The 15,926-nt window shown below is 56.7% G+C and carries 11 protein-coding genes; 4 read left to right on the forward strand and 7 right to left on the reverse strand.

Annotation, left to right across the window (positions count from 1 at the left end):
- Nucleotides 1-9 precede the first annotated feature (9 nt).
- On the reverse strand, nt 10-927 hold the full coding sequence (gene urtB, locus WF513_RS14460) for an urea ABC transporter permease subunit UrtB (RefSeq protein ID WP_339080087.1): 918 nt from the start codon (nt 925-927) through the stop codon (nt 10-12).
- 134 nt (nt 928-1,061) lie between these two features.
- On the reverse strand, nt 1,062-2,291 hold the full coding sequence (gene urtA, locus WF513_RS14465; RefSeq protein ID WP_339080088.1) for an urea ABC transporter substrate-binding protein: 1,230 nt from the start codon (nt 2,289-2,291) through the stop codon (nt 1,062-1,064).
- A gap of 290 nt (nt 2,292-2,581) precedes the next feature.
- Between urtA and WF513_RS14470 the strand changes: the two genes are divergently transcribed.
- On the forward strand, nt 2,582-5,980 hold the full coding sequence (locus WF513_RS14470; RefSeq protein ID WP_339080089.1) for an ATP-binding protein: 3,399 nt from the start codon (nt 2,582-2,584) through the stop codon (nt 5,978-5,980).
- Nucleotides 5,961-6,653 (forward strand): response regulator, encoded by a 693-nt coding sequence (locus WF513_RS14475; RefSeq protein ID WP_339080090.1) that lies wholly within the window; start codon nt 5,961-5,963, stop codon nt 6,651-6,653. The genes WF513_RS14470 and WF513_RS14475 overlap by 20 nt, the downstream gene beginning before the upstream one ends.
- A gap of 67 nt (nt 6,654-6,720) precedes the next feature.
- On the opposite strand, the gene WF513_RS14480 is transcribed toward WF513_RS14475, so the two are convergent.
- Nucleotides 6,721-8,751 carry a methyl-accepting chemotaxis protein gene (locus WF513_RS14480; RefSeq protein WP_339080091.1) on the reverse strand — a complete coding sequence of 677 codons (2,031 nt, stop codon included), beginning with the start codon at nt 8,749-8,751 and terminating at the stop codon, nt 6,721-6,723.
- A gap of 219 nt (nt 8,752-8,970) precedes the next feature.
- Between WF513_RS14480 and WF513_RS14485 the strand changes: the two genes are divergently transcribed.
- Nucleotides 8,971-9,864 carry an ROK family protein gene (locus tag WF513_RS14485; RefSeq protein WP_339080092.1) on the forward strand — a complete coding sequence of 298 codons (894 nt, stop codon included), beginning with the start codon at nt 8,971-8,973 and terminating at the stop codon, nt 9,862-9,864.
- A 1-nt stretch (nt 9,865) separates the two neighbouring features.
- Here WF513_RS14485 and ampE read toward each other — a convergent pair whose 3' ends face one another.
- The 3 genes from ampE to WF513_RS14500 all read right to left on the reverse strand — a co-directional run bounded on the left by ampE (nt 9,866) and on the right by WF513_RS14500 (nt 13,870).
- Complete coding sequence (gene ampE, locus WF513_RS14490; RefSeq protein ID WP_339080093.1) at nt 9,866-10,702, reverse strand: regulatory signaling modulator protein AmpE; 837 nt, start codon at nt 10,700-10,702, stop codon at nt 9,866-9,868.
- Nucleotides 10,699-11,262: a 1,6-anhydro-N-acetylmuramyl-L-alanine amidase AmpD gene (gene ampD / locus WF513_RS14495; RefSeq protein WP_339080094.1), complete on the reverse strand. Its 564-nt coding sequence runs from the start codon at nt 11,260-11,262 to the stop codon at nt 10,699-10,701. The genes ampE and ampD overlap by 4 nt, the downstream gene beginning before the upstream one ends.
- A gap of 292 nt (nt 11,263-11,554) precedes the next feature.
- The gene (locus WF513_RS14500) at nt 11,555-13,870 is read right to left on the reverse strand and encodes a DUF1631 domain-containing protein (RefSeq protein WP_339080095.1); all 2,316 of its coding nucleotides are present in this window, start codon (nt 13,868-13,870) and stop codon (nt 11,555-11,557) included.
- Between the two features lie 365 nt (nt 13,871-14,235).
- Here WF513_RS14500 and nadC point away from each other — a divergent pair, with 365 nt between their 5' ends.
- On the forward strand, nt 14,236-15,099 hold the full coding sequence (nadC, locus tag WF513_RS14505; RefSeq protein WP_339080096.1) for a carboxylating nicotinate-nucleotide diphosphorylase: 864 nt from the start codon (nt 14,236-14,238) through the stop codon (nt 15,097-15,099).
- Nucleotides 15,100-15,126: 27 nt separating this feature from the next.
- Here nadC and tfpZ read toward each other — a convergent pair whose 3' ends face one another.
- Complete coding sequence (gene tfpZ / locus WF513_RS14510; RefSeq protein WP_339080097.1) at nt 15,127-15,900, reverse strand: TfpX/TfpZ family type IV pilin accessory protein; 774 nt, start codon at nt 15,898-15,900, stop codon at nt 15,127-15,129.
- Nucleotides 15,901-15,926 lie beyond the last annotated feature (26 nt).

Genomic DNA, 15,926 nt, shown 5'->3' on the forward strand with positions numbered 1-15,926 from the left:
GACGGCTCCTTACTTACGCACCTTGATGGAGAACAGCCCCTGGGGGCGCATCATCAGAATCAGAATCACCGCAGACAGGGTGAACACTTTGGCCATCGAACCGCTCATGAAGAACTCCATCAGCGATTGCGCCTGGGCAATGCTGAAGGCAGAAGCGATGGTGCCGAGCAAGCTGGACGCGCCGCCGAACACCACCACCAAGAAGGTGTCAACGATGTACAGCGAACCTGCCGTTGGCCCAGTCGAACCGATGGTGGTGAACGCTGCACCGGCCACGCCAGCTACACCGCAACCGAGGGCGAAGGTCATGCGGTCGACCTTCTTGGTGTTGATCCCCACCGCGCGGCTCATCACCCGGTTCTGCACCGTGGCTCGCACCTGCAAACCCCAGCGCGAGCGGTAGAGCATGATGAAGATCATGGCGGTCATGAGGAACGTCAGACCCATAACGAACAGGCCATTGCGCGGAATATCGATGGCCTCGGTGGGGTTCCACGAGCCCATTAGCCAATCCGGCAAGGTGGCGCTGACTTCACGGGCGCCGAAGATTGAGCGGAAGCCCTGCTGCATCACCAGCGACAGGCCCCAGGTGGCCAGCAAGGTATCCAGCGGGCGCTGGTAAAGCTTGCTGATCATGGCCCATTCGACGAGCCAGCCAATCGCACCGGCGATAAAAAACGACAGCACGATGGCGAGAAAAAAATAATACGGGCCAAAAAACGGCGCGTATTGCTCAGTCAAAATCGAAACCACATAGGTGGTGTAGGCGCCGATGGTGAGGAATTCACCGTGGGCCATGTTGATCACACCCATCTGCCCGAAAATGATTGCCAGCCCCAAGGCCATCAGCAACAGGACGCAGAAAACGGACAAGCCGTTAAAGCCCTGCATAGCCGCGATGGCACCAAACTCCGATAGCCATTCCATGATGATGGTCTCCTGCTGGAATAAAAAAGAAAGGTCAGGCCGGGCTGGCAGCGTCCGCATTCAAGGCGCTCTCTGCCAGTTAGCAGGCGCACCCTGATGAGTACGCCTGCTGTTGGATCCGGCCTAAGCCGCTGTTACTGGTAGCCCTTAGGGAAAGGGTTTGGCTCGATCAGGTCGGATTCGAAGACCACCTTGAACTGGCCATCAGCTTGCACCTGGCCAATGCGGGTCTTGCTCCACAGGTGATGGTTTTCATGAACCTTGACGTAGCCTTCAGGGGCGGTGGTCAGCTCAATGCCTGGGGAAGCGGCGGCGACCTTGTCGACGTCAAAGCTGCCGGCTTTCTCAACCGCGGCTTTCCACAACCATGGGCCAAGGTAGGCCGCCTGAGTTACATCGCCGATGACCGAATCCTGGCCGTACTTGGCTTTGAAGGCTTCAACAAACGCGGCGTTGTTGGGGTTGTCGAGGCTCTGGAAGTACTTCATGGAGGCGTAAAAACCTTCCATATTCTCGCCGCCAATGCCCAGCAATTCGTCCTCAGTCACCGACAAGGTCAGCAGGGTCTGCTTAGCGCTGTTCACGCCAGCCGCTTTCATCTGCTTGTAGAACGCCACGTTGGAGCCGCCCACTACAGCGGTGAAGACCACGTCAGGCTTCTTCAGCTTGACCTTGTTGATCAACGAACCGAACTGGGTGTTGCCCAGCGGGTAGTAGTCCTCGCCGACAACCTTGCCACCGAGCACATTCTCGATGTGCTTACGCGCGATCTTCATCGAGGTGCGCGGCCAGATATAGTCAGAGCCAATCAGGTAAAAGGTTTTGGCTTCCTTCTCTTTAGCGATCCAGTCGAGGCCCGCTAGGATCTGCTGGGTGGCTTCCTGACCGGTGTAGATGACATTCTTCGACTGCTCCAACCCTTCATAAAAAGTTGGGTAGTAAAGCAAACCGTTTTCTTTCTCGAATATCGGCAGCACCGCTTTGCGTGAGGCCGAGGTCCAGCAACCAAATACGGCCGCTACCTTGTCGCCAACCAACAGCTTCTTGGCTTTTTCGGCAAAAGTTGGCCAATCGGAAGCGCCGTCTTCCTGAATGATTTTGATCTGCCGGCCGAGGATGCCGCCACTGGCGTTGATCTGCTCAATGGCCAGACGCTCAGCCTGGATCGAGCCGGTTTCGGAAATAGCCATGGTGCCCGTGGCCGAATGCAGCTGGCCAACCGTCACCTCCGTATCGGTGATGGCCAGGCCGGTGGTATTAACGTCCGCCACAGCCATCTGGCTGAACACACTGGCCGCCAGCAGCGAGAGCGCCGCAGCACCCAACGCTAGCCGACGAGGGAGAAAGCGAGTTGGTGAATCCATGGTCATGCTCCTCTGGGTGGTTTTCCTCCCCGGCTCACCTTGCGGCTGCCAGTTCGGTTCGCCACCAGCATCGTTGCTCACCTCCCAAGGCGGTATACGCAGGTTGACGTAACGGCCTACGTCATCTGACGTAGCGCTTTGCGCCCCATGGCGGTGCAGGATCACGCCCGCAGAGCATGCTCTGACCCCTGATAAGAACCGCGACCGCGCAAGAGCGGCCTATACCGACTTAGGGCATGGATGTTGCAAATTCATACACCTGTATTAACTGCGACTCAGGAGTCTTTCCCGTGCAACCGACCGGCACTCAGCGCATCGTTAAGATCCGCCGCGACTACAACAGCTGGGTCGCTGACGAAACCATGGAAGACTACGCCCTGAGGTTTACTCCCAAGTCGTTTCGCAAGTGGTCCGAACTGCGCATCGGTAATACTGCTTTGAGTGCGGTGTCATTTCTTGCATTGGAGGCGATCGGCGGTGCCTTAGCGCTGAGTTACGGCTTCACCAATACGCTGTGGGCCATTCTCGCGGTGAGCTTGGTGATTTTCCTTACTGGCCTACCGATCAGCTACTACGCCGCCCGTTATGGCGTGGATATGGACCTGCTGACCCGTGGTGCGGGCTTCGGCTATATGGGCTCGACCATCACCTCGCTCATCTATGCCAGCTTCACCTTTCTATTTTTCGCCCTTGAGGCGGCGATCATGGCCCTGGCCCTAGAGATGTATTTCAACATCCCCTTGGCGCTGGCCTATGTGATCTGTTCGGTGATCATCATTCCGCTGGTGGCCTACGGCATTACGCTTATCAACCGATTACAAATGTGGAGCCAGCCACTTTGGCTGTTTCTGCTGTTTCTGCCCTACGTATTCATCATCAGCAAAAACCCTGAAGCCTTCAGTGAATGGACCACCTTTGCCGGGCGCGAAGGCGAAGGTGGCGCCTTTAACCTGCTGCATTTCGGCGCGGCATGCACCGTGGCCTTAGCACTGGTCACGCAGATCGGCGAGCAGGTCGACTACCTGCGTTTCCTGCCAGAAAAAACCTCGCGTAATCGCAAGCGCTGGTGGGCGGCGCTGCTGATGGCCGGTCCCGGCTGGATCATCCCTGGCGCGTTGAAAATGCTCGCTGGAGCCTTTCTCGCCTTTCTCGCCCTGCAGCATGAAATACCCATGGAGCATGCAGCCGAACCGACGCAGATGTACCTGGTGGCGTTCACCTATGTGTTCAGCTCGCCTGAGTGGGCGCTGGCGGCCATGGTTCTGTTTGTTATCGTCAGCCAAATCAAGATCAATTTGACTAACGCCTATGCCGGCTCGCTGGCGTGGTCAAATTTCTTTGCCCGCGTCACCCACAGTCACCCCGGACGTGTGGTGTGGCTGGTGTTCAACGTGGCCATCGCCTTGATTTTGATGGAGCTGGGCGTGTTTCAGGCGATCGAGGAGGTGCTCGGTCTGTATGCCAATATTGCCATTGCTTGGATCGGTGCAGTGGTCGCCGACTTGGTGATCAATAAACCGCTAGGGCTGTCACCCAAACACATCGAATTCAAGCGGGCACACCTCTACGACATCAACCCCGTGGGCGTTGGCGCCATGCTGATTGCCTCTTTGTTATCGGTCTTAGCCCACGCCGGACTATTCGGCCAGCTAGCCCAAGCCGCATCGCCGGTTGTCGCGTTGGGCTCGGCGATGCTATTTGCACCCCTGATTGCCTGGTTGACCGGTGGCCGTTACTACCTAGCCCGCAGCAGTGACCCGTTACTGCTGTACCCACTCGGCGTCACCACCACTGTGGATTGCGGCCTGTGCAGCAACGCCTTTGAAACCGAAGACATGGCCTTCTGTCCGGCTTACAGCACACCCATTTGCTCGCTGTGCTGCTCACTTGATGCCCGTTGTGATGATGCCTGCAAACCACAGGCACGTATGTCTGAACAGCTTGACGAGCTTATTCACTGGCTGTTTCCCAGGGTCTCAATTCCACGCTTGCACAGTCGCTTGGCGCAATATCTGGGCCTGCTGACTGTACTGATGCTGCTGTTATTCGGTGCCTTAGCGCTGATCTATAGCCAGATCTCCCAAGGCTTGGTGGCGCAATCCCCAGAGGCGCAGGAGACTCTTTACCTGGAGTTTCTCAAAGCCTTCCTGACGCTCTCATTGTTCGCCGCTATTCTTGCTTGGTGGGTGGTTTTAACCCGCGAAAGTAGACGTGTGGCGCAAGAAGAATCCGATCGCCAGACCCAACTGTTGATGCAAGAAATCGAAGCCCACCGGAAAACTGACGAAGCCTTACAGAAAGCCAAGGAAGCCAGTGAGGCGGCTAACGCGGCAAAAAGTCGCTATGTCACCGGGTTGTCGCATGAGCTGCGCACGCCGCTCAACAGCATCCTCGGCTACACCCAGATTCTGCAACGTGATGCCGACATGCCCGGGCAGCACAAAGATGCTCTGGGCACCATCTTTCGCAGCGGCTCGCACCTGCTGGCGCTGATCGATGGGCTGCTCGATGTGGCCAAGATTGAGGCTGGCAAACTCAACCTAGAACCGAGCGAAATCCCCTTTCCAGAATTTATTCACCAGCTTGAACGTATGTTTACCCCGCAGGCCGAAGAAAAGGGCCTGCGCTTTCGCCTGGACATAAGCGGGCGCATGCCGGCGGTGGTTCGCGGCGATGAAAAGCGCGTACAGCAAATTCTGATCAACCTACTCGGCAATGCGGTGCGCTTCACTGACAGCGGCGAAGTCTGCCTGCGCGTCAGCTACCTACGCGAAACCGCCAGTTTCGAAATCGTCGACACCGGTATAGGCATCGATCCAGAGCAGATGGAGCGGCTCTTTCAACCCTTCGAGCGCGGCGACCTGATGCGCCAAGATAATGGTGTCGGTCTCGGCTTGACCATTACGCGCATGCTGACCTCCTTGATGGGCGGTGAACTGTCGGTAAAAAGCGTGTTGCATCAGGGCACCCGCTTTCAGGTCCGCCTGTTCCTCTCCGAGGTGCGGGTGCCTCAAGCGGTGGTGCATGTGGAACACGACATTATTGGCTACCAAGGTTCGCGCCGAAGGATCCTCGTGGTGGACGACCACATCGAACACCGCCGCGTACTGGCCGGTATGCTCGAGCCACTGGGTTTCGAGATTATCCAGGCCGCCAGCGGTCAGGAAGCGATTCGCCAAACGGCCCTGCTTCACCCTGACTTGATCCTGATGGACCTGTCGATGCCCTTAATGGATGGCTGGGAAACCAGCCGACTGATACGCCGCAATGCTATGTCCCACGCTCCGATCATCGTGATCTCTGCCAACGCCTTTGCTGATGACCGTGAACGCAGCGTGGCGTCGGAATGCAACGACTACTTGGCTAAGCCAGTGCACACGCCGGAGTTACTCGAGCGTATCCACAAGCACCTTGCGCTTAAGTGGTTGCGGCGCTCAACACCACGGCCAAAACCAGCCCCTGCAGTTTCCGTGTTGCCAAGTGCCAGCGATCTCGACGCATTGCGCGAACTTGGAGCTCTTGGCTACATCCGAGGCATACAGGAGAAACTCGATGCCATTGATCAGCTAACGCCCGCCAGCGTCAGTTTCACTGCGCCCCTAAGAGCCTTGGTGAAAGGCTACCGCTTGGACGAATTTAACCGCCAACTCAAGGAGGTCGAGCATCACTATGCAGATCAATCCACCTGACCAAAGTCCCAGCCCAGCAGAGCGCGGGGTGATCCTAATCGTCGATGACACACCGGACAACTTGGCCCTGCTCTCTGATGCGCTGGACGAAGTAGGCTATATGGTACTGGTAGCGCTGGATGGCTTGAGCGCCCTAAGCCGTATCCAGCGCCGACGCCCCGACCTTATTCTGCTGGATGCAATGATGCCCGGGCTGGATGGCTTCGAGACCTGCCAGCGAATCAAGGCTGACCCTGGCTCCGCTGATATCCCAGTGCTATTCATGACCGCACTGACTGACAGCGAGCATGTGGTCAAAGGCTTCGCGGCCGGCGGCATTGATTACGTAACCAAACCGATCAACACCGAGGAAGTACTTGCCCGGGTGGCCTCGCACTTGCGCACCGCACGCATCCTGCAAACAGCACGAGCGGCCAGCCAAGCACAACCGCTGACGCTCAACGACCAACCAGCCCATGCCATGCTCTCAGCGCGCTTTCAGCTTACCGGGCGCGAAGTAGACGTATTGCGCTGGGTGGCTTGCGGCAAAACCAACCGAGATATTGGCGATATTCTCGGCCTCAGCCCGCGCACAGTGAACAAACATTTGGAGCACGTTTACATCAAACTCGGGGTCGAAACCCGCACAGCGGCCACCTCAGTTGCACTCTCAGCGATGGCCGAGCGCGCTTGAACGAGCTTATGGATCGCGAATAAAAAAGCCCTCCAAGGTGGCGGGCTGTATTCAAGTTAAACCTTTATCAGACGCGGAACGCGCTGATCAGCTGTTTCAACTGTGCCACCGAACCAGACAGCTCGCGACTGGCCTGCTCGGTATGGCTGGCACCTTCGGCGGTGCGCTCACCCGCCTGGCTGATCTCAACAATGTTCTGGTCGATATCGTGGGCCACGGCCGTTTGCTCTTCGGCGGCCGTGGCGATTTGCTGGTTCTGGTCAACAATCATGCCGACTGCGCCGAGGATATTCTCCAGCGCCTGCTGCACCTTGTCAGATTCACTCACCGTGTTGTCTGCCATTTTGTGACTGGAACTCATCGACTTAACCGCCGCGCCTACACCGCTTTGCAGCTTAGCGATCATTGCCTCAATCTCTTGGGTGGACTGCTGAGTGCGCTTAGCCAAATTGCGCACCTCATCGGCGACCACGGCAAAACCGCGCCCCTGCTCACCCGCTCGGGCGGCCTCGATGGCAGCGTTTAGCGCCAGCAAGTTGGTCTGCTCGGCAATGCCCTTAATCACATCCAGCACCTGACTGATCGAGGCGCTGTCAGTGGCCAGCTTGTTAATCACCGTCATGGACTGGTCAATTTCCCCAGCTAAACGCTGGATGCTACCCACTTGCAACTCAACCAGTGCGCGGCCGCTGACCGTTTCATCATTAACACTCTGCGCGCTGCTCACCGCCGCGGCAGCACTGCTCGCCACTTCCTGAGCGGTTGCCGACATTTCATTCATGGCCGTGGCCACTTGATCAATCTGCCCGCGCTGGCCCGCTACCGCTTGGTTACTTTCCTCGGAAACCTGCTGCACCCGAACGGCTTGACGCTCAACTTCAACCACCGTCTGACCGACGCGTTCAATCAACTGGTGAATCTTACTCACCGTTTCATTAAAGACTTGGCCCAGCTCGCCCAGTTCATCGCGGCTTTGCGGCTTGAAGCTGACCGTCATGTCGCCGGCAGCCACCTGGTTCATCACCTGACCAAGGCTTTTAAGCGTGGTGCGGATCGACACATAGAAGCCGCCATACAGATAGAGAATCAGCAGAAAAACCACCAACAGAGCCGCTACCAGCAGCGCCATCTGCACGCGGTTCTCTTCCAAACGCACCTGCAATCGCTTATCGAGGTACGCCAGCACAGCGCTATTGAGCTCATAGGTTTGCGCCATTGCCGCACTGACGTCGCTGTAGTACTGCGCCCACGGCATGTCCAGCGTGTCGGCGATTACCACTTTGTCCTCAAACAAGACCGCCATGGTTTTTAACGTATCCAAGCTGCTTGCTGCTTGGCCGGCCAACTCGGTGCGAGCCTGTGGGCTGGCATTGAGCGTGGCTTGCAAACTCAAACCGTACTCGGCGTGGAGCTTTTCCAAGTCCAACAACAGCTCATCAAAAGTGGTGCTGGATGCGGAGTTAAGGAAGCCCTGGCCTAACGAGTAGGCACCGATTGCCCGCCCTTCACTCAGCGCCTCAGTGACCTTCGGCGTGGCCACGCTGATCAGCTCAATCATCTGCCGCACTGAGCCCTGACGGTCTTGGCTCAAACCGGCTTGGCTGGCGATCAGCTTGATAAACACTTGCGAGGAACCCAGCAGTTTTTCCGCTAAGGCGATTTTGCCTTGCACGGACGACTCGTTTTGCACGGCCGCCAGCTCGGCGATCAGTTCATCGCGCTTGGCATTGAACTCATCAACCTGTTCCGCTTCGCGGACCACCGCCGCCATGCCCTGCAGCGAGCTGGCAATGGTTTTGTGAAGGGTCGCCGCGCGCGCATCAAGATCACCCGCCTGACCGGACTGGCCGATCACTGAGTTGATCTCGCTTAAGTCGACAAAGTCTTCAATGTTGCGCCGCAATGTCAGGCTTTCGCCCAGCAGATCAATGCTCTCAAGCGCCGCCTGAGTGCTGACAAATTGTCGGTAGGAGTCTCGTACGAGATAGAAATTGGTGACCAGCATGGGCAGAAAAAACAGCACGCTGATCAAACTGAATTTCATGCCGAAACTAAGGCGATTCATCAGCACAATGGCCGGATACAACACGGTCTTCACAGGACGTCTCCAGTTCTAATTATTGTTGTGCCGGTTTACACGTGGGCCGCACAGCTTGGCAGATGGCACCCTAGGTATACATTACAGCTCGACCTGCGGCATTTGGATTCGCTCGGTAGATAGGCGCAGATTAGCGTGACCAATGTCGCACAACCGCAACCGAGCTCATACTCATGTATACCCCTTATCGACTTCAACCTCTGTAACTTAAGGTTAACTATGCACACACCTCTAAAGCTGGGCATTGATCTGGGTGGCAGCAAAATCGAAATCATCGCCCTCGACAACGGTCGCCAAGTATTACGCCGACGCATGCCGACGCCACAAGGTGATTATCCACAAACCGTCAGCAAGATCGCCGATTTGGTCGAAGCCTGCGAGCGCGAGCTAGGCTGTCGCGGCAGCGTCGGTGTTGGCATCCCCGGCACACGCTCCCCCGACCATGGCCGTATCAAAAACGCCAACTCGCAATGCCTGATTGGCCAAGACTTGCAGGGTGATCTTGAGCAGCGCCTGCAACGCCCCGTGCGCCTAGCCAATGACGCCGATTGCTTTGCCCTTTCAGAGGCCTGTGACGGCGCCGGAGCTGGGGCGGCTAGTGTCTTCGGGGTAATTCTTGGCACCGGCGTCGGTGGCGGACTTGTGGTGAATCGGCAACTGCTCAGCGGCCCGAATGCCATTGCCGGAGAATGGGGGCATAACCCCCTGCCATGGCGGCGCAGCGAGGACGGCCCAGCCCGGCGTTGCTACTGCGGCCAAGATGACTGCATCGAAACCTTTTTAAGCGGCCCGGGCTGGGCCGCGCGCAGTGGCCTTGGCATGGCTGCGAGCGCCTTAGTCAGCGCAGCTGAGGCCGGCAATCCAGCAGCACAACTGGCCTTCACTCGTTATTGCGACCAACTGGCGCGCGGCCTGGCCTCGGTGATTAACCTGATTGACCCGTATGTCATCGTCCTCGGCGGCGGCCTTTCTAACAGCGCCGCGCTTTACGCTGAAGTTGCGCCATTGCTGCCGCGCTATGTCTTCTCCGACAAGGTCAATACACGCCTGTTACAGGCCCAACATGGCGACTCCAGCGGTGTGCGCGGTGCTGCATGGCTATGGAGCGAATAGATCAAATAAGCAGGGTCCACACAGCAAAGCCCGCGTACCAGAACACCGCCGCGCGCACCAACAATTGCCAGAGACCGTCCAAACTGCTGACCCCAGCCTCGCCAATCACCGGCTCGGGTATCTCGCCAGCGGCGCGCGCCGTGTTAGTCACCAACTGCGCGGCGCTGATATCCCAACTGAGCAGCTCATGCAGTAACGTGCGGCTAACCCCAGCAAAGTTACCGACCAAGGCGAAGCTCGCGGCCAACACGCGCACCGGCAACCAGTCGAACCCGTGGCGCACTTGTGCGGCAGCCTCACGCAAAGCAGGCGCAGTGGCATGCTCGCAGGTCAGGGCAATCAGCCGATAGGCCAACGCCGCCAAAGGCCCTAACAGCGCGTACCAAAATATCACCGCAAAAAAGCTCTGGTACGCCTGCCAAACCAAATAGCCCTGCACGCTATGCAGCAATGTGCCTTCGTCATCTGCTTCCAATGCTAAATCGCGTCGGGCAACTAGATACGCCGCCTCAGCATCGCCTCGGCGCCAGCTGTCACGAAACGGCCCAAGCGCGGCGAGCAAATCACCACGACCCAAGCTGTAAATCACCACCAACAGATGCACTGGCAAAACCAGCCAGCCATAAGCCACAGGTTCTAGCAGCTGCAGAATCAGCCCTAACCCTAACAGTGGCAGCAGCACCAGCAGCGCCAACGCCAACCAAGGCCGCTCAGCCCAGCGCGGTTTGCTTTCAGTCGTTGCCAAAAAGCGCAGCCAATGCCCGTCATTTTGAATGCGGTTACGCCAAGCCGAAAACTTTTCGACCCACAGCACCAGCAGTAGCACTAGAAAATTCATTTCAGCTCCTTGTCTTGCTGCAATGCCGCACGTAAACGTGTCCAGTCGAATGCTGAGCCGGGGTCAGTCTTACGCCCTGGGGCAATGTCGCTATGCCCGCACATACGCGCCAGGGTGATGGCTGGATAAGTCGCTTGCAGCTGCTGAACCAACTCGATTAGCGCGACGTACTGTACGCCAGTGAAAGGCAGATCATCGGTACCTTCAAGCTCAATGCCTAGGGAAAAATCATTACAGTTTTCCCGCTCGGCAAACCGTGATTGCCCGGCATGCCAAGCGCGCTCATTACAGCCAACAAATTGCGTGACCACGCCATCGCGCTCAATATAGAAATGCGCAGACACCTGCAGGTTAGCAATGCCCGCGAAATAGGGATGCTCGGCTGCGTCCAAACGATTCTGAAAAAACGCCTGCACCTTACCCGTACCAAACTCACCAGGCGGCAAGCTGATGTTATGAATCACCAACAGCGAAACTTCGCCCAGCGGCCGCTGATTGAAGTTCGGGGACGGGCAGTGCCGGACGCCATCGCACCAGCCGCTGCAGGGGTCTAGCTGCATAAAAAGCTCCTTGATCAGGCTGCTACTCTAGTGCAGCGCCGCCCCAAGGCCAAGGGTGAGCCTGAGCAGGCATTGGCCCACATGGCAGAGACGATGCCCACCCAAGCCGGGAAGACACTCTCTGCCCCTCGCCCATAAATGAGCTCGACGCTAAGCGCGTCAGCATCGCCTGTTAATTCTTACGCTTTGACCAACTGTATACCGCTGCAAACCTCGCAACCAATGCAAGGCCAAACAAAAACGCCGCCGAGGATGACCGTCGGCGGCGTGGTTGCAACTCAACAGCAAAGCATCAAGTGCCTTTGAGCCTACGCAGGTTGCCAATCACAGATTCCAACGCCCGGTCAAACAGCAGTGCATCGTCCAACAAACGAATAGCGCTGCGACGGAACTCGACGGCCAAACCCATGCGGGTTTTTTCCAGCACCTTCATGCCGGTACGGTTGACGAAGATGTACTTGCCGGTCGGTTTGATCACCGCAGCTAACTTGCAGCGCAGTTTGTGCTCTTCATCTTCCTGAAACTCAACCCAACTGCCGACCCGCAGGTTGTCCACCTGGATAAGCGCTTCGTCGTCGTCTGGCAGGCTGATTTCCGCTTCAGCGGCGCGCAGCTCACCGGGCGCCAGCAGGATGATTTCTTCAACCACCTCAATCATCGCTGGCTCTGTAACGGCTTCTTCAGCGGGCAGGTCTAGCAATGGCAGCTCAATCCCGACTTCCGCCAGCGTCGCCCGTTGCGCCTCATCAAACTCGACAAGCACCGGCACATCGGCCTGCAGATTTTCTTCAGGCAAATTGCGCTTAAAGCGCTGGAAGGCTTGCACATGCAGGGCTTCCAGTTGACTGAAAAACTCACCTGTGGAGAACGGATCAAACGCCGCACTGGCCATGCCTTCACGCAGCGCTTTAAGCAAGCTTGGCACCATCTCAAGCAATTGCATGCGTGCTTCTGGTTGGTCATGGTGCTCAACACTCCACACCAAGTCATCCATGGTTGCCAACGCGGTCTGCCACTGCGCGGACTCCACGCCATGCTTTAAGCAGGTGAGCATCAGCACCTTGCTCCAGGCTTCTTGCAGCAAGCGCACCACCACTTCCGGCAGAGTCTTACCGAGCAACCGCTGATTCAACGCCTGCTCCACTTCGCGCCGTGCTAACGCAGCCTTGGCGCTGCCTTCTTCGGCATCGCGGGTGCGTTGTTCAAGCAGCTCACTGCGGCGGCGCTCATCGCCGGTAAAGGCCAAAAAGTCAGCCAGCAGTTCAGAGAAAATCAGCGGATCGTCGACAAAGTCATTGAGTAGACGCTGCACAATCTGCTCAATTTTTTGATACAGGCTGTCACGCTGTTCATCGTCATGCTCACCCCAACCCAAGGCGGCAGAGGCAATTTCATTGAGCAAACGCCGAGCAGGATGACTGCCACGGCTAAAGAAGGTTTTGTCGATCACCGCCACTTTTAGCATCGGGATTTGCAAACGGCCGATCAGCGCCTTGAGCGAGTCCGGTAAGGTGCGGTCATCGAGGATGAACTCAAACAGCATCGACACCAGATTGATAACGTCTTCATCAACCTCACCCACCACGCGCGCCTTACCGGCTTTAGCGCTGGCACGGGTCAGCAAACCTTCAAGCTGCTCACGTAAATCAAAATCATCACTCACCTGCGCCGGCGCACGCTGCTGCATGTGCGAGAGCAGGCGCATCAGGTCATTGCTGGAGATCGGCATCGCGTCTGCCGGCCGGTTGCGCCGCGGGCTTGCTGTGCCGCGTGCTTGCGAAAGCAGCTCCTGCAGCGCACCAAACACCTCCTGCACACCTTCATCAGCAAACTCAGCAGACAATTCAGAAGGCTCATCCTGCCCCGCGCCTCGGGCTGAGGCACTCGCACGCGACGGGTTTCGCCGCGCCGGCGCGGATTTGAGCTCAGGCAACACACCCGTAGCGATCAACGCTTGGTTGGCTTCGGCATACAAATGATCAAGGCCGCTGAGCACGTACTTCTCAAACAGCTTAAGGATGATCAGCTTGACCTTGATCTCCACGCCCAAGCTGCTGCAAGCATCCAAAAAGAACCCACAGAGGCTGGTTGGGCCAATCGGATTGCTCTTGTCATCCAGTTTCTTGCTGACCATGGCGTTAAAGCGCGTGGTCAGGTGACTCAGCGCCGTAGCGTCACGGCTCAGCACCTTGGCCACCATGGAATCCAACGCTACAGACTCTTCCAGCGCATCGTTCTGCACCAGCGACAAGGCATCAAACGACACCGCATCCAAAGGCGCTGGCTTGCCGATTTCATATTGGTTAAGGGTGGCGAAGGCTTCAAACACCTTCTGCAAAAAGCCGCGCTCGATGTTTTTACGCTTCAAGCGCAAATCACGCATGGCCTCGAAAAAGGCATTTTGCTCAGCATTGCTGGTGGCGCGGTCGGCCATCTCGAACAGCGTATCGTCGGCATTATCAAACAGCGCCTGCAACGCTGTTTTCAGCTGTTGCGCCGCTTTGTCACGCACATTTGTCAGCGCCACAGGCAGTCTTCCTACTGGCGAAGTGGGCGATTGCTCAGTGCTCACCTTACTCAGGTGCACCACATTCGCATCAGTCTTCATGGTGAGTCTCCTGCAGACTGCCCCTCTTGGGCTTACCGATCTGCACAGCGATCAACTGAGCGTCATCCGTAACGTCAAAGGCTTGGCGTCAACAATTCTAAAAAGTAAAGTCATTATAAGGATGCGCGCACGCATACCAAGCCGACATTTACTCCAGACATGACCCAAGTCACAGATGCAGCGCTGCAGCCTCCCAACGGTTATCTGCAAACGACCAACGCAACAACATATTGCTGCAACGGCAGACACACAACTCAATAAGGCTCACTTAGCATAGCCGCACAGCCGCCAGAGAGCAGCTGCAAACGCTGCGTAAATGGTCATCACTCCCTATAATCAGCGCATTCTGCTGACTGGAGCCCAACATGCCTAACCTTATCCTTGCCGACCTCGCCCACGAAATCGAGGCCAACGTGCGCCGCGCACTGGCAGAGGATATCGGCAGCGGCGACATCACGGCGCAGTTGATACCGGCCGAGCGCCTAGCGCATGCCAAGGTCATCACCCGCGAAACCGCGATCATCTGCGGCACCGCCTGGGTGGATGCGGTATTCCGCCAGCTCGACCCTCGGGTTGCCGTGCATTGGCATGTTGAGGATGGTCAACGCGCCGAAGCCAACCAGGTGTTGTTTGAACTAGAAGGCCCGGCCCGCGCCCTGCTGAGCGGCGAACGCAGTGCACTGAACTTCCTGCAAACCCTCTCCGCTGTCGCCACTCGCTGCCAGCACTATGCAGCCCTTGTGCAAGGCACCGGCGTCAAACTGCTAGACACCCGCAAAACCTTACCCGGCCTGCGACTGGCGCAAAAATACGCCGTCACCCAAGGCGGCTGCCACAACCACCGCATCGGCCTGTACGACGCCTTCCTTATTAAAGAAAACCACATCGCCGCCTGCGGCGGTATCGCCCACGCCATCACCGCCGCGCACAAAATCGCCCCCCGCAAGCCGGTGGAAGTCGAAGTGGAAAGCTTGCAGGAACTACGCGAGGCACTGGATGCGGGAGCCGACATCATCATGCTCGACGAACTAAGCTTGGATGAAATGCGCGAAGCGGTTGGCATTACCCGAGGTCGTGCCAAGCTAGAGGCCTCGGGTGGCGTTAATGAAAACACCTTGAGGGCGATTGCGGATACAGGCGTTGATTACGTGTCGATTGGCGCGCTGACCAAGGATGTAAAGGCGGTGGATTTGTCGATGAGAGTAATCAATAATCTTCTCAAAGAGTAGAACCCTTCCAGAGCAATTCGCTCAAGCCTACCAACCATCTAAGGGTAAATAGAGCCTAGGCATCCCATCAACGAGCGATACAATTACAACCCAATCACTACGCCCACTCACTGTCAAAGGCAAATATCCAAGATCGCCTTCAGACAACCCAGAAGCGACGAGCGCTTCATCAATAACATTCTGCTTAAGCGGGTGCTTCTTACGCAACTCAGCAAGTGGAACTGCTAACTTAACCACTTGCTCGCTTTGCGAATCAAAATCAACCCATCGAGCAGGCCTAAAAGCAGGCGGTAAACCATTTAAGGCTAACTTGATACTATCAACATAATCACTATCTGACGGAGATGATAATTTAACACCGATCAGCACAGGGCCAGTGAGGCTAAATTTCCGCAAGCTTGGCGGGGCAGAATTTATATCTTCGAACTGCACATCAGGGACACTTACAACCTTAAACTGATCTCCTTCAAAGGCCAGAAAAACCGGACGAGCTTCCACGATAGAGAATAAGCCATAGGCTAACGCCCCAACTTGCAATAAAACGATTAAAGCAATATCAACGTACAACTCAACCCTAGGCTTAGCGGGATTAAAAATCAAAAAAGTCAGCAAAGGACCGCAAACTACATCCACAGCCACTACCAGAAAAAAAAGCTCTTTCCCTCCTGCCAAGTCTGAGTACGGGAACGGGTACCAAAGACCAAAAACCAATGCCGCGCAGCACACAGCAACAAAAAGACTCGCCAACAAATGCATACCACTAGCGGCGGCGGCAGAATGAAATCTTGTAATTAAAGCCACACTCTTACCTCGAAAAAAAAGAGCGC

Source organism: Pseudomonas sp. TMP9 (assembly GCF_037943105.1).
GTDB lineage: Bacteria > Pseudomonadota > Gammaproteobacteria > Pseudomonadales > Pseudomonadaceae > Aquipseudomonas.

Bases quoted from the DNA above. Each gene is read 5' to 3' on its own strand.
- WF513_RS14475 (WP_339080090.1), top strand. From the start codon at position 5,961: ATGCAGATCAATCCACCTGACCAAAGTCCCAGCCCAGCAGAGCGCGGG.
- ampD (WP_339080094.1), bottom strand. From the start codon at position 11,262: ATGCAGCTAGACCCCTGCAGCGGCTGGTGCGATGGCGTCCGGCACTGC.
- urtB (WP_339080087.1), bottom strand. From the start codon at position 927: ATGGAATGGCTATCGGAGTTTGGTGCCATCGCGGCTATGCAGGGCTTT.
- urtA (WP_339080088.1), bottom strand. From the start codon at position 2,291: ATGGATTCACCAACTCGCTTTCTCCCTCGTCGGCTAGCGTTGGGTGCT.
- ampE (WP_339080093.1), bottom strand. From the start codon at position 10,702: ATGAATTTTCTAGTGCTACTGCTGGTGCTGTGGGTCGAAAAGTTTTCG.
- WF513_RS14500 (WP_339080095.1), bottom strand. From the start codon at position 13,870: ATGAAGACTGATGCGAATGTGGTGCACCTGAGTAAGGTGAGCACTGAG.
- WF513_RS14485 (WP_339080092.1), top strand. From the start codon at position 8,971: ATGCACACACCTCTAAAGCTGGGCATTGATCTGGGTGGCAGCAAAATC.
- nadC (WP_339080096.1), top strand. From the start codon at position 14,236: ATGCCTAACCTTATCCTTGCCGACCTCGCCCACGAAATCGAGGCCAAC.